Source organism: Psychroflexus sp. S27, from assembly GCF_002810405.1.
Classification (GTDB): Bacteria; Bacteroidota; Bacteroidia; order Flavobacteriales; family Flavobacteriaceae; genus Psychroflexus; species Psychroflexus halocasei_A.
In genome coordinates, this window is record NZ_NEXQ01000021.1 from 79,063 (window position 1) to 97,346 (window position 18,284).

At 31.9% G+C, this 18,284-nt stretch carries 14 protein-coding genes and 1 other RNA gene; 6 read left to right on the forward strand and 9 right to left on the reverse strand.

Annotated features, from left to right (window positions below; genetic code table 11):
- The 6 genes from trpD (at position 1) to ssrA (ending at position 4,868) form a co-directional block, all read left to right on the forward strand.
- Positions 1 to 1,002, forward strand: a complete 1,002-nt coding sequence (gene trpD, locus CAP47_RS05590) for an anthranilate phosphoribosyltransferase (RefSeq protein ID WP_100775742.1) — start codon at positions 1 to 3, stop codon at positions 1,000 to 1,002.
- On the forward strand, positions 989 to 1,780 hold the full coding sequence (trpC, locus tag CAP47_RS05595) for an indole-3-glycerol phosphate synthase TrpC (protein WP_100775743.1): 792 nt from the start codon (positions 989 to 991) through the stop codon (positions 1,778 to 1,780). Before trpD ends, trpC begins: the two co-directional genes overlap by 14 nt.
- Positions 1,780 to 2,442 (forward strand): phosphoribosylanthranilate isomerase, encoded by a 663-nt coding sequence (locus CAP47_RS05600; protein ID WP_100775744.1) that lies wholly within the window; start codon positions 1,780 to 1,782, stop codon positions 2,440 to 2,442. Before trpC ends, CAP47_RS05600 begins: the two co-directional genes overlap by 1 nt.
- A complete protein-coding gene (trpB, locus tag CAP47_RS05605; RefSeq protein WP_100775745.1) occupies positions 2,423 to 3,616 on the forward strand; it encodes a tryptophan synthase subunit beta in 1,194 nt (397 codons plus the stop codon). Before CAP47_RS05600 ends, trpB begins: the two co-directional genes overlap by 20 nt.
- Positions 3,617 to 3,618: 2 nt before the next feature.
- Entirely contained in the window at positions 3,619 to 4,386 is a 768-nt protein-coding gene (trpA, locus tag CAP47_RS05610) for a tryptophan synthase subunit alpha (RefSeq protein ID WP_100775746.1), read from the forward strand.
- Between the two features lie 82 nt (positions 4,387 to 4,468).
- Positions 4,469 to 4,868: a transfer-messenger RNA gene (gene ssrA / locus CAP47_RS05615) on the forward strand.
- A gap of 180 nt (positions 4,869 to 5,048) precedes the next feature.
- On the opposite strand, the gene CAP47_RS05620 is transcribed toward ssrA, so the two are convergent.
- From CAP47_RS05620 to CAP47_RS05660, 9 genes are all read right to left on the reverse strand, one after another.
- Complete coding sequence (locus CAP47_RS05620; RefSeq protein ID WP_100775747.1) at positions 5,049 to 8,183, reverse strand: type I restriction endonuclease subunit R; 3,135 nt, start codon at positions 8,181 to 8,183, stop codon at positions 5,049 to 5,051.
- A 41-nt stretch (positions 8,184 to 8,224) separates the two neighbouring features.
- A complete protein-coding gene (locus CAP47_RS05625) occupies positions 8,225 to 10,015 on the reverse strand; it encodes a DUF262 domain-containing protein (protein ID WP_100775748.1) in 1,791 nt (596 codons plus the stop codon).
- 48 nt (positions 10,016 to 10,063) lie between these two features.
- Positions 10,064 to 11,095 carry a virulence RhuM family protein gene (locus tag CAP47_RS05630; protein WP_100775749.1) on the reverse strand — a complete coding sequence of 344 codons (1,032 nt, stop codon included), beginning with the start codon at positions 11,093 to 11,095 and terminating at the stop codon, positions 10,064 to 10,066.
- An 11-nt stretch (positions 11,096 to 11,106) separates the two neighbouring features.
- Positions 11,107 to 11,364 carry a hypothetical protein gene (locus CAP47_RS05635; protein ID WP_153043492.1) on the reverse strand — a complete coding sequence of 86 codons (258 nt, stop codon included), beginning with the start codon at positions 11,362 to 11,364 and terminating at the stop codon, positions 11,107 to 11,109.
- Between the two features lie 62 nt (positions 11,365 to 11,426).
- Positions 11,427 to 13,964: a DEAD/DEAH box helicase gene (locus CAP47_RS05640; protein ID WP_100775751.1), complete on the reverse strand. Its 2,538-nt coding sequence runs from the start codon at positions 13,962 to 13,964 to the stop codon at positions 11,427 to 11,429.
- Positions 13,951 to 14,850 carry a DUF1837 domain-containing protein gene (locus CAP47_RS05645; protein WP_100775752.1) on the reverse strand — a complete coding sequence of 300 codons (900 nt, stop codon included), beginning with the start codon at positions 14,848 to 14,850 and terminating at the stop codon, positions 13,951 to 13,953. The genes CAP47_RS05640 and CAP47_RS05645 overlap by 14 nt, the downstream gene beginning before the upstream one ends.
- Before the next feature lie 4 nt (positions 14,851 to 14,854).
- Positions 14,855 to 16,084 (reverse strand): restriction endonuclease subunit S, encoded by a 1,230-nt coding sequence (locus tag CAP47_RS05650; RefSeq protein ID WP_100775753.1) that lies wholly within the window; start codon positions 16,082 to 16,084, stop codon positions 14,855 to 14,857.
- Positions 16,068 to 17,636: a type I restriction-modification system subunit M gene (locus tag CAP47_RS05655; RefSeq protein WP_100775754.1), complete on the reverse strand. Its 1,569-nt coding sequence runs from the start codon at positions 17,634 to 17,636 to the stop codon at positions 16,068 to 16,070. The genes CAP47_RS05650 and CAP47_RS05655 overlap by 17 nt, the downstream gene beginning before the upstream one ends.
- 171 nt (positions 17,637 to 17,807) lie before the next feature.
- A partial coding sequence (locus tag CAP47_RS05660) for a transposase (RefSeq protein ID WP_238140968.1) occupies positions 17,808 to 18,284 on the reverse strand: 477 nt, incomplete at its 5' end.

Genomic DNA, 18,284 nt, shown 5'->3' on the forward strand with positions numbered 1-18,284 from the left:
ATGAAAGATCTATTAAATCGACTTATACAGCATGAAACTATTGATAAAGATGAAGCAAAATCAGCCTTGTTAAAAATCTCATCACAAGAAGTTAATCCACTTCAAATAGCTTCTTTTTTAACTGTTTTTATGATGAGAAAAATCACGATTGATGAGTTAGAAGGCTTTAAAGAAGCCTTGCTCGAAACATGTCATAGCATTGATTTATCTTCTTATGACACTATAGATTTATGCGGAACTGGTGGAGATGGCAAAAACACTTTTAATATCTCAACGGCAGCTTCTTTTGTTGTCGCTTCACTTGGAATCAATGTTTCAAAACATGGTAATTACGGTGTCTCTTCAGTAAGTGGAAGCTCGAATGTGTTAGAATCAATAGGCGTAAAATTTACGAATGATGAAAAGCTTTTGCAAAGACAAATGGAGCGAACTGGTATTTGTATTTTACACGCGCCTCTTTTTCATCCAGCTATGAAAGCAGTTGCCAGCATTAGAAAATCTTTAGCTATCAAAACATTTTTTAACATGTTAGGACCGATGGTTAATCCTTCACAACCAAAAAATCAACTCGTTGGTGTTTTTGATCTAGAGCTTTTAAGATTGTATCATTATCTGTATCAAAAAACTGATAAAAACTATTGCATTGTTAATGACCTTAATGGTTATGATGAAATTTCTTTAACAGGCAAATCAAGATTGATTTCTTCATCGGAAGATATGTATATCAGACCTCAAGATTTTTCTGTTTCCCAAATTAATCCGCAATCAATTTATGGCGGAAAAACAGTTGAAGAAGCTGCTCAACTATTCATTCAAGTATTAAAGGGTAATGCAACTGATAATCAAATCAATGTTGTTTCAGCAAATGCTGCAGCAGCTATAAAATTAAAAAAAGACATCAGTTATAAGGAAGCTTTTGATTTAGCCAAAAACCAATTAAAGGAAGCAAAAGCCTATCAAGTTTTAATGAATTTAAAAGAAGAAACACATGCATATTCTTGACCACATCATTCAACAAAAAAAGAAGGAAATCAAAATCAAAAAAGAGCTGATTCCATTAGAAAGCTTCATGAAAACTGAGTTTTATAAAGCTGAAAGTAAATCTCTAAAAAGAAGTATTCAAAACGCAAAGAACATTCCTGTAATTGCTGAATTTAAGCGCAGGTCGCCAAGCCGAGAAGTTATCAATCAAAAAATTCATGTCATTGATGTGGCAAACTCTTATCAAAATTTGAATTTCTGCGCAATGTCAATTCTTACAGATCAGCATTTCTTTGGAGGTTCTTTAGAAGATTTAGTATTAGCAAAATCAAAATTTAAAAATCCCATTTTAAGAAAAGAATTCATCATTGATGCTTATCAAATTCACGAAGCAAAAGCATACGGCGCTGATGTTATTTTGCTTATTGCAAGTGTTTTATCTACAAATGAACTAAAGTCATTATATCAATTAGCGATAGATTTAGGTTTAGAAGTTTTGGTTGAAATTCACAATCAGCAAGAATTAGAAAAAGCATTAGAAGTTGATGCAGAAATCATCGGTATTAACAACAGAAATCTTAAAACTTTTGAAGTTGATCTTAACAATAGCGTCAAATTAGCAAAACAAATACCACATAATAAAGTCAAAATTTCAGAAAGTGGAATTTCTAATCCTGAAACGATTAAAATGTTACAATCAGAAGACTTTGATGCCTTTCTCGTCGGCGAAAATTTTATGAAATCAACTCCAGATTCGTTTGACAAAAATTGCTCAAGTTTTATTCAAAACATAAAATAATGAAAGAACTTAAAATCAAAGTTTGTGGTTTAAAAAACCAACAGAACATCAACGAAATAGAAGATTGTGATCCTGATTATGTCGGTTTTATTTTCTATGAAAAATCTAAAAGATTTGTTGAAGAAAATCAACTCATCACAACTTCACAAAACTTCAAACGCGTTGGCGTTTTTGTCAATGCTTCTATTCAAAATATATGTGATAAAGTAATTCAATACAACTTAGATGTTGTTCAATTGCATGGAGATGAATCACCTTTAGAAGTGAAAAAAATCAGAAGTGAAATTTTGAAATTATCATTGTATAAATTTATAGAAATCTGGAAAGCCATTTCTATAAAAAAAGAATCTGACATTCATAAGGCTCACGCCTATCAACACATTATTGATAAATTCCTTTTTGATACTAAAGGAAAACTTTATGGTGGAAATGGCCAACATTTTGATTGGCAAATTTTAGATGAATACTCCTATTCACCTCCTTTCCTACTCTCTGGAGGTATTTCAAACAAAGATGTCTCAGCAATTAAGGAAATTAAGCATCCAAAACTTCATGGAATCGATATCAATAGCCAGTTTGAAATTGAACCAGGTTTAAAAAACGTTAAAATGATTAAAGAATTTATTAAAAGTATCAATAAACATGAACAACACACAATATAACTCACCAGATGAAAATGGTTTTTATGGAGATTTTGGAGGCGCATTTGTTCCAGAAATGCTATATGCAAACATCAAAAATTTAGAAAAAAATTATTTAAAAATTATCAAAAGTGAAGAGTTCAGAAAAGAATATTTACAACTCTTAAAAGACTATGTTGGTCGTCCAACTCCATTGTATTTTGCCAAAAGATTAAGTAAAAAATATAAAGCAAACATTTACCTCAAGCGTGAAGATCTTTGCCATACAGGAGCACACAAAATCAATAATACAGTCGGACAGATACTACTTGCGAAAAAACTTGGTAAAAAAAGAATCATTGCAGAAACCGGTGCAGGACAACACGGCGTTGCAACAGCTACAGTTTGTGCATTAATGAACTTAGAATGCATCATTTATATGGGAGAAATTGATATGAAACGTCAAGCTCCAAATGTAGCTAGAATGCAAATGTTAGGCGCAAAAATAAAACCAGCAAAATCGGGAAGTCAAACACTTAAAGATGCGACCAATGAAGCCATCAGAGATTGGGTAAATAATCCTGAAGACACTTATTATTTAATAGGTTCTGTTGTTGGTCCACATCCTTATCCAGATTTAGTTGCAAAATTACAAGCGATTATATCTCAAGAAGTTCAAGAGCAACTTTATGAAAAAACACAGAAAAACAATCCTGATTATGTGATAGCATGTGTTGGAGGCGGTAGCAATGCAGCAGGAATTTACTATGAGTTTCTGAATCAACCACAAGTTAAAATAATCTCTGTTGAAGCCGCAGGGAAAGGAATTGATACTGGGCAATCCGCAGCCACTTCACAACTTGGAACTTTGGGTATCATTCATGGCAGTAAAACTTTACTCATGCAAACTAAAGATGGCCAAATTACAGAACCTTATTCTATTTCTGCTGGATTAGATTATCCAGGCATTGGCCCAATGCATGCAAATTTATTTGCTTCAAATCGAGCTGAATTTATCAGTGTAACTGACGAAGATGCAATGTCAGCAGGACTATTACTCAGTAAAACAGAAGGCATTATTCCAGCGATTGAAAGCGCACATGCTTTCGCTGTTTTAGATAAACTTAAGTTTAGGAAAAACGATGTTGTCGTGATCAATCTTTCAGGTCGTGGCGATAAAGATTTAGAAAGTTATATCAACCATTTCAATTTATAAAAATGAATAAGCTCAAGACAGTTTTAAATCAAAATCATAAAAAGCTATCGATTTATTTTACAGCAGGATTTCCTGAATTAGATGACACAACCGCTATCATAAAAGCTCTTGAAGCCAGTCATGTTGATTTCATCGAAGTCGGATTACCTTACAGTGACCCACTAGCTGATGGACCAACAATACAAAAAAGTTCCAAAAAAGCACTTGAAAATGGTTTCACAACACAACTATTATTTGATCAACTTAATCAGATTAAAGATCAATGTGATGTACCGCTGATTTTGATGGGATATTTCAATGTTATTTTACAATTTGGAGTAGAGAAATTTTGCAGTCAATGTGAGAATATTGGCATAGAAGCTGTTATCATTCCTGATTTACCTTTAGAAATTTATAAAAAAGATTATCGCAAAATTTTTGATAGCTACGGCATACATCCGATTTTTCTAATCACTCCTCAATCATCAGAAAAACGTATCCGTCAAATAGATGAAATCAGTCAGAGTTTTATTTATATGGTCAGTTCGGCAAGTACAACAGGAGGCACAAAAGGTTTTGGAAATCAAGATCTACAATACTTTGATAGAATTTCAAAAATGCAACTTAAAAGTAAACTCATCACAGGCTTTGGTATAAAGGATGCCGAAACATTTGAGCAAGGAGCAGCTAAGTCAGATGGATGTATTATAGGAAGCGCCTACATTAATTTTTTGAAAGAAAATAAGATAAATCAAACAGCAGAATTTATAAATCAAATACGCAATTATTAAAGTTTAAAAAAAATGTAAAACATCTTGTATTCCTAATAAAAGCTTTATTTTTGCAATTAGTTAAGTTCTTTGAATATTAAAAGGGGTCGATTTGGTTTTGACAGCAAGACCAATTGAATGGTAAGCACGTCGAGCGCTGGGATATAGCTCGTAAATATCATATTTCAACCTTTTTAAACGGCGATAATAATTACGCCTTAGCTGCATAATCCGAATTACAGTAGGATAATGCTTCACCATTACAAGGTAATGGGCTAAGATGTCTCTGGAAAGCCTTGATTTATGGCGTTCCATCAAGAGGCACCGGTAAAGTAAATCTAGGTTTCATGACACCTTTAAGTGAAACTGAAATTGAAAAGGTTAAGGATAGCTTAGGTGGTTTTCAGCCAGAGTTATCTCGAAAATTCAAGAGAAAACTAAACGTGTAGAAAGCTGTTGAATTGCTTGTTTGGACGGGAGTTCGAGTCTCCCCGACTCCACAAAAAACCCTCGTAAGCCACTGTTTACGGGGGTTTCATTTTTCGGGTGACAATTGAGGTGACAATTTTGACCTAATATTTGCACTTTTTTATTACCAAATTGTATGAACTATTTTGATGAGTTAGTCTTTGTATTTTTAAAATTGAAATAACCATAATACTATTTAGATTTCGTCAAAAAAATTATTTGTTTCTCTTGTAATTTTCAGCTTGATCAAAAATTTCCTCATAAACCTCATCTCTTTCAACTGGAGGATAACCATGTTCATCTAGAAGTAATATTAAACCAACTTTTAAAGCTGACTTAATATCCTCTCTTTTATTCCAATCAGGAAATTTAGATTGTTTATTTACTAATCGTTTTATTGCTTTTGCTAATTCGATTAATTTGTCCTCAGGATATCGAAAATCATATTTAACACATAACTCTTTTAAAATATCGTAAAAAGCTTTTTCTTCAAAATCAATCCCTAATTCATCACCTTTATCAAATTCCAATTGTACCTCCCAAATAAGGTTGGTTAATTGCTCCGCCATTTCTTCGTACACTTCACTTCTTAGAACATCATTTCCATCACGTTGGTTATACTTATTAACTAGAGATTCCATTTTTTTAGAAAAATCAATACCTTTTATTTTATTGACTTTCTTCATTTCACCTATAGCTTTAGCTAAAAGCTGTTGTAACAACTTAATTTTTGTATTAGGAAGTTTAATCTTGTCAATTTTAGAAAGATAATCTTCATCAAAAAGATCTTGCTCGCTATCTTCTTCTCCTATTTTAAATATTTCATCTACTCCATCACTTTTTAATGCATCTTTAATCATCTCTCTGACTTTAGCATTCATTTGAGCAGTATCAGGAGCGTTTCCTTTGGTTAATTTAAACACAATTGACCTAACAGCTAGATAGAAGTGTATAAGGTCTCTTTCGTCTTGTTTAAGCTTTTCATTACCTGCACAAATATCATAAGCTGCCTTTAACCTTTTAACCAAATCCATAAAACGAGTTTCTTGCTCTTTAGTAGCTTGCACAAATTCGGCTGCCATATTAAGCGTTGTTAACTGATCTAGTGAAGAGCCTTCAAAATATTTTGAGTTATCAAACTTATGTAGAAGCTTATTTAATAAGTCTAAATGGTTTCTAACAATGACTAAAGATTTTTGTACGTCTTCAAAATTGCTGCTATCCGTCTCTGAATATTTTTTCAAAGCTAAATTCATTTGCTTTTTTATCCCAATATAGTCAACAACTAAACCTTTATTTTTCCCTTTAAATTTACGATTAACACGAGAAATAGTTTGAATTAAATTGTGCTCTTGTATAGGTTTATCAATATAAATAGTATCTAAGAATGGAACATCAAAACCTGTTAGCCACATATCAACAACAATAGCTATTTTAAAATTAGATTTTTCATTTTTAAATTGCCTATCTAATTCTTTACGATATTCTTTAGTTCCGAGTAAATCATACAATTCCTGAGGATCATCTTTCCCACGTGTCATTATCATTTTAATACGCTCTATGGGTTTGATTTCCTTTTTTTCTTTATCAGTTAAAACAGAGCCTTTTTCGGCTATCTCTACTTTATTCCACTCTGGTCTTAATTCAATTACGTTTTTGTAAAAATCATAGGCAATACTTCTTGAACTACATACAAACATGGCTTTACCTTTAACAGTAGCCCCTTCAAATAGACGTCTTTCATAATGCTTTACAAAGTCAGCAGCTAAAGCTTTGAGTCGATCAGGATCGCCCAAAATAACGCCCATACTTGCTGATTTCTTTTTACTTCGGTCTATCTGATACTCATTAGCTCCATCTTCCCTTGCAAATTGATAATATTCTTCAATTTTTTCCAATTCACTATTTTGTAAAGCTATTTTTGCAGCACGACCTTCATAAACAATTCTAACAGTAATTTCATCTTTAACAGATTCAGTCATTGTGTACTCGTCAACGACTTCTCCAAAAACATCTAAAGTTGCATCAATTGGAGTTCCTGTAAAGCCTACATAGGTTGCGTTTGGTAGTGAATCGTGCAAATACTTTGCGAAACCATAGGTTTTTCTTACACCTTTTTCTGTTATTTTTATTTTTTGATCTAAGTTGGTTTGACTTCTATGTGCTTCGTCAGAAATACAAATCACATTATTACGTTCGGTTAATAGTTCAATATCTTCTGTGAATTTATGAATGGTAGTTAAAAAAGCACCCCCACTTTCTCTATTTTGTAATAATTCTCTGAGCTCTGCTCTACTTTCTACACTCTTAACAGTATCATCACCAATAAAAGTTTTGGCATTTGTAAACTGACTTGAAAGCTGATCATCTAAATCAGTCCGATCTGTAATAAGAATTATCGTCGGATTTTCAAAATAGACACTTTTCATCAGCAACCTTGTAAGAAAAAGCATCGTAAAACTTTTACCACTACCTGTTGCTCCAAAATAAGTTCCTCCTTTTCCGTTACCTTGTGGTTTTTGAGCTTTCATTATACTTTCATATAAGGCTCTGGCTGCATAATACTGAGGATAACGACAAACTATCTTTTCATCTTTTTTAGAAGTATCAGGAATGTAAATAAAGTTTTGAATTATATCTTTTATCCTTTGATGATGTAACATCCCTTGTATCAAGGTGAATAAACTATCAATTCCATCAACTTCTTTAGATAAACCAGAGACTCTTCGCCATGCATAAAAATACTCATAAGGTGCAAAAAAAGATCCTGCTTTATTATTGACTCCATCACTAATTACACAAAAAGTATTGTAGACAAATAAAGATGGTATATCTCTTTTATAGCGTTCTGTTATCTGCTTATAAGCATTGTGAATAGTTACATCTTCTTGAATAGCTGTTTTAAACTCTAAAACGACAACTGGTATTCCGTTGATGTAAATGATGCCATCTGGTATGCGATTTTCTGTGCCCTCTATTTTTAATTGATTGACAAATTTGTAAATGTTCTCATCCTTTTCAGAATTATCAATCAAATAGATCCAAATGTCTTTTTGCTTATAATCCTCTCTTTCTAAATTAAAACCATCAGACAACCACCTCATCATTTTTTTATTGCTCTCATATAAGTCAGAGGCGGGTAAGGTTTTTAGTTTTAAGACAATTGACTTAGCTTCAATACGTGTTAAACCTTCTTTTTTGTATTTATTCAATAAAAAATTAATGAGATCTTCTTCTATTAAAACTTCATCTGGTGTGCGTTCAATATCGTTGCCTGAATAATGAGAATAGCCTTCCTTGCCTAATAACTCAACAAATGTTTCTTCTAATTTTGCTTCTGTGAATTTCATGAGATAACTTTTAAGACTACATGATTTTTTAATTTATACCTTTATAAATTATGATAATATGCTTTTATACGTTTAGCCATCAATTGACGCCTTTCAGCTAGAAAACTTTCATAATCTTCAAAAGTTGAATTGCATATTGAAATAGGAATATCATTTTCTCGCAAATTATCTTCTAAACCTTGTAAAGAAGTTATGGTTGTCAAATTAACTTTAGTTTCTTCGATTTCTGTTTTTACTTTTTGCATATAATCTTCAGGTGGCATCTTCCCTACTTTGATATTTATTGATTGCTCTATGACAGCAAAATTAGATACCTGATTATAAGCTTTGGGTTTAAAACCATGGTTGCTTAAATATTTCTTAGGAAATAAATGATGTATATCACCTCTTTGTTCAAGCAAACTTTTAACAGTATGTGCTTTTGACAAAAAGGCTGTTGTGCCCGAATTACATTGCGCTGCTAAATAAACATTGTAAGCATTATTGTTTTTACTTGATGTTTCGAGATCATTAACAATACCAAACTCCCAGAAGTTATCACCTAAACGGTTTTCCTCCATTTGTTTTAAATACTGATCAATCCCTTTCTCATCGATTTGTTTTATATCTTCATCTATCATAGATTCTGATGAACCCGAATAACGACCTATAAGCAAAGACATGATCAACCACTTTTTAACATAAGTCTGGACTTCTGTATCATCCATTCCTTCGCTTCTAAGTTTTAAATACAAAGCATATGAAAAATTTAAACTGTTTTTGGATGAGATTAATTTACTTGAAATTAAACCAGTTGACTGAACAATCATTATGAAACGTTCATAATTAGTCTGGTTTGTAAAGTCTTTTAAACCTTCTGCCAATAAATTATAGCTCTCTGATGCAATACTTACTTCAAAAGATCGTGTTTTAAAATTCCTTCCTGATAATAATGCTACTAAATCACTAAACTTACCTCTATTAAACTTATGAGTGAAAGCAACTCTTAAAACATCTATATAATCAGGGATATACAAATTATCATGTTTAGTCGACATCCATTTTATTTGTTTGTAAAATGAATGAGCTGCAAACTCTTTATCATTGTCTAAAATATGTTTGTTAAAATCTTTATCAGCTATGAGACGACAAAAATAATCAACCATTTTACGCATTTTGTTACCTTCATGCTCTTCATCCGAAGCAATTTTAGACATCACAAAATCTGCATTACTGAGCTTAGCTCCTTTTTGATTTATCCTGATAAATATTTCTGTAACTGTATCAATATCTAAACTATGGTCTAGCTCTATAATACCTACATACTTATTTTTAATCTTTTTGAGTTTTTCTATTTTTCGCTCAACCTCTATTTCATCATCATCTGGGTTGAGTTTCATATAGCTTCTTCTAGCTTCACTAATTGTTATTTCATCATTGATGATTGGATTGATATTATTAATCCACTTCACATCATTTTCAATTGCTTTGTTAAGTACATCAAACTCTTCTTTTAAAGGATTAAATGCAATACGAATAGATTTCTCTTTGTAATTTTTATCTAAAACACGCAGACCAACAATTGCTGCCGTTAATGCTGTAATACGTTGTTGCCCATCTATTAATATTTTTTTACCCGTAGAAATTTCACCATTCTTAAGCTTAACATTAGGGTTTTGCCAAGTAATGATGTAACCAACTGGGTAACCATTATATAAAGAATCTATTAAATCTCTGACTTTAGAAGCTTTCCATACAAACGGTCTTTGTATTTCAGGAATTGCAATTTCACCAGACTTTATCCAGCTTAATAGTGTTTCTACAGGTTGTTGATGTACCGAATATTTTGCCATAGATTGATATTTTTATTTTTTAGTTAGCTGTAAGACTTACACAGTTTACTATTTATTTTTCTTTAGGTTTTTAAGCATTTTATCAAAATCAGACTCTATCTTTTGGGTCTTGTTGAACTTCTCATATTCAGAAAAAGCTTTATCATCAGCTTGTTTTTTTGACTTCTTACCAAAACCTTCTAGCACCTTATACTCATTAAATGCTAAAAATTTATTGACGCTTTCTGCCAAGCCTTCCATTGTAAAGGTGTTTTCACGTTCTATTAAGCCTTCTATATAATCGAAGTAACTTGTGATGGTACGTTCTAACTGTTTTATTTCTTTTTCTGCTAAGTAGTTTTTAGCAATTGCTGTATCTGATTTTAAAACTCTGCCATCTGGTGCGTTTTTCCAAGTGGTTAAACCCATATTTTCTTTGCTACTATCAGCTTTTAAGTAAATGATTTCCGCTGCTGTATTACCTGTTATGGCAAAGTGAAATTTATTTTGAACCGTAGCATAGAAATTTTTAGTTACTGGTGATTGCGGATCATAATCAATGCTACACTCAGCAAAAATATCGGTAACTTGTTGGTATATTCTGCGTTCACTGGCACGTATGGAACGCACACGCTCTAATAGCTCTCTGAAATAATCTTTACCAAAGGTCGTTTTACCTTGTTTCAGGCGTTCATCATCAATTGCAAAACCTTTTATGATGTATTCCTTTAAAGTTTTTGTAGCCCAAATACGAAACTGTGTTGCTTTAGCAGAGTTGACTCTGTAGCCTACTGAAATTATAGCATCGAGGTTGTAAAAAACAATATTACGTTTTACCTCTCTTTCTCCCTCTTTTTGAACTTGTGCAAATTTTGCACTTGTTGCTGTTTTTTCTAATTCACCTTCTCTATAAATATTTTTAAGGTGCTTGGTAACCACGGTTCTATCTACACCAAACAACTCCGCTATTTTCTGTTGCGTCAACCAAATGGTTTCATTTTGAAGATAAATCTCAATACGTACTTCACCACTTGGGGCGGTATATAGAATAAAGTCACTTAACTCATCACTGGGTTTTATGTTTTTGTCTTTTTCTTTCATTGCTGAAAATTTTATAAATTGGTAGGTTGTGTTTTGCCCACCATAGCACCGTGGCGAGTGGTTGTTTCCAAATTGGAAATAACCAGTTCTTTTTGCAGTTCACCACTTTCAAAAATATTTTTTAAATGCTTGCTAATAGCAGGCACACCTACTGAAAATAGTTCTGCCATAGCCTTTTGCGTAAGCCAAATGCTTTCGTCCATTAACACCACATCTAAACGTACATCTCCTGATGGTGTGGTGTACAGTAAGAAGTTAGTTTCTTTCATATTTTAAGCTTTATATACTATGTGCTATGTGATTGGTTTCGGGCATTTTTAAAATTTATCGATTAAATTAAATGCATCAATTGAATTTGATTCCAAAAATCAATATTATCCCAATTTTCAACTATAGTTTGTTTGATAAATTCATCAGTAATATCTTTCTCATTAACATTTATGAATATTGAGTTCTTTAATATTATAGCAACTTCTCTAGGAATACTGAGATTAATCAAATGAATGGTAATTGAATTATATGCTCCCATTTCAATGCAATTGACGAACTTAGATTCTAGATTTTCAATAGAATAAAAGGGTTTTAGTAATGCAGTTAGATCAAAACAAATATTTTTTTGAATCTCATCAATCTTTTTATCGATATTATTGGAATCATCAAAATAATCTGGTTTCAATAATTTACGCAAAGATTTTTCTTTTGCCCAATTTGCAACTGTATAAAAAAAAGGTTCTTGCAAATCTCTATCCCCAAAGTTTTTTGCATATAAGAGAGGGAAGTCAGATTGAATTCTGTTTACTAATTTAAAAAGATCATCAGCAAGGTTATAATCTGTAATGGATGATGGTAAATGATAATCATTGATTTTTTTATAAATTTTATCAATGACAAGAGGATCTATATATCTATTTTTAAAACACACTTCTAAGGGGACATTCATTTTTTCAATCATTTGATTGTAAATCTGACCTGTTTGAGATTTAGAATATTTTATGCCAACTGAATTAAGTCTTTTATGACTATTCTCTTTATGCTTAAGAATTGTATATCTGATATAAGTTATTAAAAATGTAAAATCTTTATCAGAATTGGGAAGAACAGATTCATTACTTATGTTATCGAAAATAGATTGATTAATTTTCTCGTTGTGCTTATCAAAAATATTTCCATATCCGGATTTAAGAGGTTTATTCTCATCTTGGAAAAGCGACTTTTGTTCCTCTTCCTTTTTCTTTTTTATAAAAGCATTTTCATCCAAAACAAAAGTCCTTCCTATAATATCTTTAAGTAATCGCCCTGCTCTACCTCTAAGATTTGAAATTTCATAATTAGTAAGTTCCGGCATTTCGCCCTTTATTTTTTTTGTTGAAAGATAACCGTTACGCATAATCACATTTTGAGCAGGTAGGTTTACTCCTTGCATCAGAGTTGTGGTACAGACAATGTTGTCAATCATTTTATGATTGATCGCGTATTCCAAGATATTCCTTATATGTAAAGGCACCTTTCCGTGGTGATAAGCTATTTTCTTACTTAATGTATTAATCAAATCGTATTTTGGATGAACGGTAGAAGAAATGTAACTTTTTAAACTATACATCTTTTCATCTTCTAATGATTGATGCTGTATCATTCTAGCTAGATTAATAGCTATTTTCCTTGCACTTCCTGAAGAAGGCGCAAAAATCACATTTTTAGTATTTTCTCCAAGAGAGTGAATAACAGTCGACAAATAATTGAAGTATGCCTCGTTATACTGTTTACCTCCGACTTTTATAAAATCATTATTTTTTATTTCAAAAGATTTAGCTTGATTATTAAGTTGTGAATATTGCTTAAAGAAATATTTTTTGTCATTCTTAAAAATGCTGTAAGTGAAACTTGCAACTGGTGAAGAATTGGTTTGGATTTCAACAGTTTCTTCCTCCTCAAAAATATCAAACCCCATTTCTTTTAGTCCCGTTACGCGGGGGCCACTAAAAATTATAAGATTGGGATTGTAACTAAAACTTAACTCTACTAAGCTGTCAAATAAAATTTTGGCTCGTTCATCTTTTTTATTCTCAATTCTTTCAATATTCTGAATTTCATCAACGATAAAAGTATTTACATTTCCAAATGGTTTATCATTTTCATTATAAGCTGAAATTGCTCTTTCAGGTGTAAGTACATATATCTTATTAATAGCATTATTTCGGTTATAGCTTGTTAACACTTCATAATTACCAATTTGAAATTTTCTTAAATTTTGCAAGAAATCTCTTGTTACCTGAGAAATAAGGCTTAAGGTCGGCACAACATACACTATATTTCCACCTGATTCTAAAATATTTTCAATTGCTTTTAAAACGATAATAAAAGATTTTCCAGCAGAAGTAGGAGCGGAAATTCCTACAAAATCCGAATTCTTGCACTTATCCCAAATATCCTTTTGAAAATCGGTTAAAAGAAAAGATTTTTCTTTTACTTGAATTTCATTTTTATATTGAGAAAATGCAGTATTGAGTTCACTAATAAAACTATCAAATGAACTAAATTGATTGGTATCGTAATTAAAACCCTCATCAATCATAATGGCAGAAGGGGCATAACCAATACGGGAAAGGACAATGACTAAAAATTGGCGAAGGCCTCCCCAATGCTTTTTTTTGTATGTATAAATAATTGAAGATAAAACAATTACTATTTGCTTGGATTTATCATCTTTAAACCTTGAGTAGTAGTCAATAGTACCAATTGCTTTGTAGAGCAAAGAATTAGAAATTTCAGGGATTTCTTCATTGATGAAGTTTAATTTTATAGCTATATGCTTGTGATCGATTGATAAAAGCCTACTTATTACCTCTTTATGAGTTTCACTTTGTTCCATTTGACCCTACTTTATTCTGAAAATCATTTAATAAATTGTCTAATTCCCAGATAGGCAATACAATATAGTTAATGCGCTTTAACAAGGTAGATTCAATGTCATTGAATTTGGATTTATCAAATTTTGAACATCTCTCTTTAATCACAGTTTTAATATTATTCTTTATTGAATCCTCACAATCTCCATCAATTTTATTGGTCTCATTGTATGCAATAAGACAGACAAGTTCGAATTGTATATTTTTTAAACTTCCCTCTTTGTAGCTCTTGACAATATTTTGTAGCTCCGGTTCTAAGAAATCATCATAGAGATATAAATCAAGTTCATCATCAAGTTTTTTGAAAGAATCAATTATGCTATTTAGTGAAGCATCGAAAGCTTTGTTAAATTGATAGTTACTTTTGTAACATTTAGACTCTCCTAAAAATATTATATTTTTGTTATCTTCTTGTTTATAATGAATAGCATCAGCACCAAACCTTTCGTGTCCTGTGGAAGTAAGAATTCTTTGCTTTCTTAGGATTGGCACCGCTTTATAATAATGTTGAATAAGATTAAATAATAAAAGTTCTCCAAATTGTCCTTGAGGGTGACCCGGTCTAAACTTTTTATATGCTAAATTGGTTATAAAACTGGATGCATTCCCCCAATCTTTCGTTTCTTCATAACGGTCACCGAACATTTTTTCAGATTTGTTTTTGCTATAAACCCAACTTACAACAGTATTGACCAATTCATTTAGAAAATCAGTCCTACGCTCTTTTACGTCAGAGTAATTAATGGATAGTCCGCGGTGTTTCCCTTTTGGCTGTAAATCTAAATCCTCATAAAACCAATAGATATGGTTTACTAATTTGTCAGTATGTGTTAAATATTGTTCTTCCATAATCTTAGTTTTTTACTATTTCTTCCTCCACCTTACTCATTTTACTTAATAAAATAGATTGGAAGTTAGTGAAGGTTTTGGATTGCTCTGTATTTAAAAGAATATTGTTATAAAGAGGTGAAATTATTGCATTAAAGTTTTTACGAACATTGATATTAGGACAAATTATTATTTTCCCTTCAAAATCTTTAGTTACAAGTGCCTTAAAAACTGCACCAGTAGCTTCTTCTATTAATTCTTTCATTGAATAAAGTGCAAGTTGGTGGCCGAAATAATTAAAATAATTAAATTCTTGAAAAGCGTAACAACTTTGATTCATCGCCATTTCAATTCCTGCAAGATTAACGGCACCTACAGTACCTCTTGCAGTAATGAAAATTGTGTTTTTAGGATAAAGTTTCGAACTACAATTTTTCAATCCTTCTTCTGTAATATTTTTTTCTGTGTTAATAGAATAAAATGAGTCACCAATATCTTTTGGTGTAAAAAAAGGAATTTGTCCGTTCCAATAATTAGAAACTGTTGTTTTAGGAGTTCCACCTCCAAATATTTTTAAAACATTTGTTAACCTCTCCACACTCCACCCCACAGGAATCTCCTTATCCAATTCTTCATTATAAACCATTTCACCACCAGAGGATTTATAAGGCTTGCCTTCTTCGTTAGGAAATTCGAAATCCACAAACCAATGTTTATATAGCGCTTGTGCAGTTTCTTCCAGTTTTTGGTTGAGTTGTTCGTTGAGCTTAATGCGGTTGGTAACAGTATTGTATTCGTTTACAATTTGTTGCTGTTGTTCTATGGATGGGACAGGTAGCTTGATATTACAAAATGCTTCCCAAGCTAAACCTCCACGAACATCAGCATCAGTATGATACCAAGCGTTTCTGTCGTATTCCTTTCTACGAAACCACATCATTAAATAGTCAGGTAAAAGTTCCTCTGTCCTTGTGATTTCAAAAACATCATAAGCAGGAGAAACTAAAAAAGGAGTTTTTTTATCGGAAAGAGCGATTGGAATTCTATAGTCTCTGCCTACGTGCATTCTATTGCAAGCAAATTGTCCTTTTTTAACAATTTTGTAGTTTTTAAGATTAACGCCAACTGTATTTGCTACAGAAGGCATAAAAAATTTATCAATATTAATCCCTAAAAGCTCCGAATATTTCCCTTCTTTATTCTTAATTTTTATTTGGCTTATATAATCTCCTATTCTTTTATAATTTGAGCTCATAGCCTAAATCTTTAAACAGGTTTAACAATTGGGTTTTGCTCTCAGCTTCTTGTTGCAATAAGTCGCTTAGCTCCGTTTGTAAGCTTGTCATTTTCTCATCAAAATTGATGTTTTCATCACGGTTAACAAACTCAATATATTTACTAGGCACTAATGAAAAGTCCTTTTTAACCACTTCTTCTAAACTCGCACTGTAGCAATATTCAGGTACATCTTTATAATCTGAGTCCTTTTGCTGCCAATTGTGGTAAGTTTTGGAAATATCTTGTATATTTTGCTCAGAAAATTGGATATATTTCTTTTCAAAAGGGATTCCTATTTGGCGTAAATCCATAAACAAGATTTCATCTTCTCGGTTACGGTAGTTTCGTGTGACATCTGGTAATTCAACTGTTTTTTCGGTTTTATTTTTATTCAGAATCCACAGTGTTACACTAATGTTGGTCGTATAAAACATATTTTGTGGCAAAATGATAATGGCTTCTACCAAATTGTTCTCAATAAGCTTTCTACGAATTTTATATTCTTCTCCGCCACCAGACAAAGCACCATTAGCCAAAATAAAACCAGCGACTCCGTTTTCAGAGAGCTTACTTACCATATTTAATATCCACCCATAATTGGCATTGCTTTTTGGCGGCACATCATAGCCTTTCCAACGTGGGTCGTCTTGTAACTCATCTGTACCTCTCCATCCTTTTTGGTTGAAAGGTGGGTTGGCCATAATAAAATCGGCTTTTAAATCTTTGTGTTGGTCGTTAGCAAAAGTATCGGCTGCTTTGTCACCTAAGTTTGCATTAATTCCACGAATGGCTAAATTCATTTTAGCCAACTTATAGGTTGTATTCGTGTATTCTTGCCCATAAATAGAAACTTCCTTTTTGCTACCGTGATGGCTTTCTATAAACTTGATAGATTGCACAAACATACCCCCAGAACCACAAGCAGGATCATAGATAATTCCTTTATAAGGTTCTATCATTTCGGCAATGAGGTTGACAATACTTTTAGGCGTATAAAACTCTCCTTTCCCCTTTCCTTCTTTTAAAGCAAACTTGGATAAAAAGTATTCGTACACACGCCCAACAATATCTTGATCTGCATCTTTAAGCGTATCAATATCATTGATATTATCTAATAGTGAAGCCAGTTTAGATTTATCAAGACTTAAACGTGAAAAGTAATTATCAGGCAAAGCACCTTTTAATGAAGGGTTATTTTTCTCAATATTGTGCAGTGCTGTATCAATCTTTAAAGCAATATCATCTTGCTTAGCTTTTTTAATAATATAAGACCAACGTGATTTTTCATCTAAAAAGAAGACATTTTTCATATTGTAGAATTCTTTCATTTCTACATATTTTTCTTTGCCTTCTGCTATAAGTTCCTTTTTTCGTTTTTCAAATTTATCACTGGTAAATTTCAGGAAAATTAATCCTAAAACGACGTGCTTATATTCTGAAGGTTCAACAGAACCTCTTAATTTATCACAGGATTGCCAAAGTGATTCTTCGATTGATTTTGTCTTCTCGACTTTTTTCTTCTTAGCCATAAATGTTATAGAAATTTGCTAAATACATTATACAAGAAGTCATATTAAAGAGTTTAAAAAAACCTTGATATAACTTAAGTATCTGCGTGTCGCAACTTTTTTGATTAATTTTTTAAAGATACTAAAAGTCGAGAAAGTGTTGAGGAAATTTAGAGGATTTATATTAAGAAGTTAAGTACACGACAAAAATTGAATTAGATTAAGGTCATATTTATTAGTTCCTGATAACAAGCATTTTGAGATATAGTCTAATCCATATCTGAAGACTGATATAGCTCTTCTTCCGTGTTTTTTGATTCTTATTGGTTTTATTTGAGTATCAATAAAGTCTCCAATTTTATAACACCACACAAATGCTATCATCACGAGCATGATTAACTTTTCCAGTCTTTCAGGGTGTGTAACGTGAGTATCTTCAAGATTGAACCCGCTGGTTTTAAGAGCCCTGAACAAGCTCTCTATCTGCCATCTTTTAGTATAATACTCTAGTGCCTCATCTGGTTTGTTGAATGATACTATAATGCAAAAGTCAACTTTTCCATCTTTAATGGATTTTGTGCCTGATAAGTAACAATATTCCCCGTGCATCCTGACTATTTTAGGATAGTGCCTTATCTGCCCAGCTTTCAAGCTATGAAATAAATGCTG

Coding starts and splice junctions, on each gene's coding strand:
- trpD (WP_100775742.1), top strand. CDS start 1: ATGAAAGATCTATTAAATCGACTTATACAGCATGAAACTATTGATAAA.
- trpC (WP_100775743.1), top strand. CDS start 989: ATGCATATTCTTGACCACATCATTCAACAAAAAAAGAAGGAAATCAAA.
- CAP47_RS05600 (WP_100775744.1), top strand. CDS start 1,780: ATGAAAGAACTTAAAATCAAAGTTTGTGGTTTAAAAAACCAACAGAAC.
- trpB (WP_100775745.1), top strand. CDS start 2,423: ATGAACAACACACAATATAACTCACCAGATGAAAATGGTTTTTATGGA.
- trpA (WP_100775746.1), top strand. CDS start 3,619: ATGAATAAGCTCAAGACAGTTTTAAATCAAAATCATAAAAAGCTATCG.
- CAP47_RS05620 (WP_100775747.1), bottom strand. CDS start 8,183: ATGAAATTCACAGAAGCAAAATTAGAAGAAACATTTGTTGAGTTATTA.
- CAP47_RS05625 (WP_100775748.1), bottom strand. CDS start 10,015: ATGGCAAAATATTCGGTACATCAACAACCTGTAGAAACACTATTAAGC.
- CAP47_RS05630 (WP_100775749.1), bottom strand. CDS start 11,095: ATGAAAGAAAAAGACAAAAACATAAAACCCAGTGATGAGTTAAGTGAC.
- CAP47_RS05635 (WP_153043492.1), bottom strand. CDS start 11,364: ATGAAAGAAACTAACTTCTTACTGTACACCACACCATCAGGAGATGTA.
- CAP47_RS05640 (WP_100775751.1), bottom strand. CDS start 13,964: ATGGAACAAAGTGAAACTCATAAAGAGGTAATAAGTAGGCTTTTATCA.
- CAP47_RS05645 (WP_100775752.1), bottom strand. CDS start 14,850: ATGGAAGAACAATATTTAACACATACTGACAAATTAGTAAACCATATC.
- CAP47_RS05650 (WP_100775753.1), bottom strand. CDS start 16,084: ATGAGCTCAAATTATAAAAGAATAGGAGATTATATAAGCCAAATAAAA.
- CAP47_RS05655 (WP_100775754.1), bottom strand. CDS start 17,636: ATGGCTAAGAAGAAAAAAGTCGAGAAGACAAAATCAATCGAAGAATCA.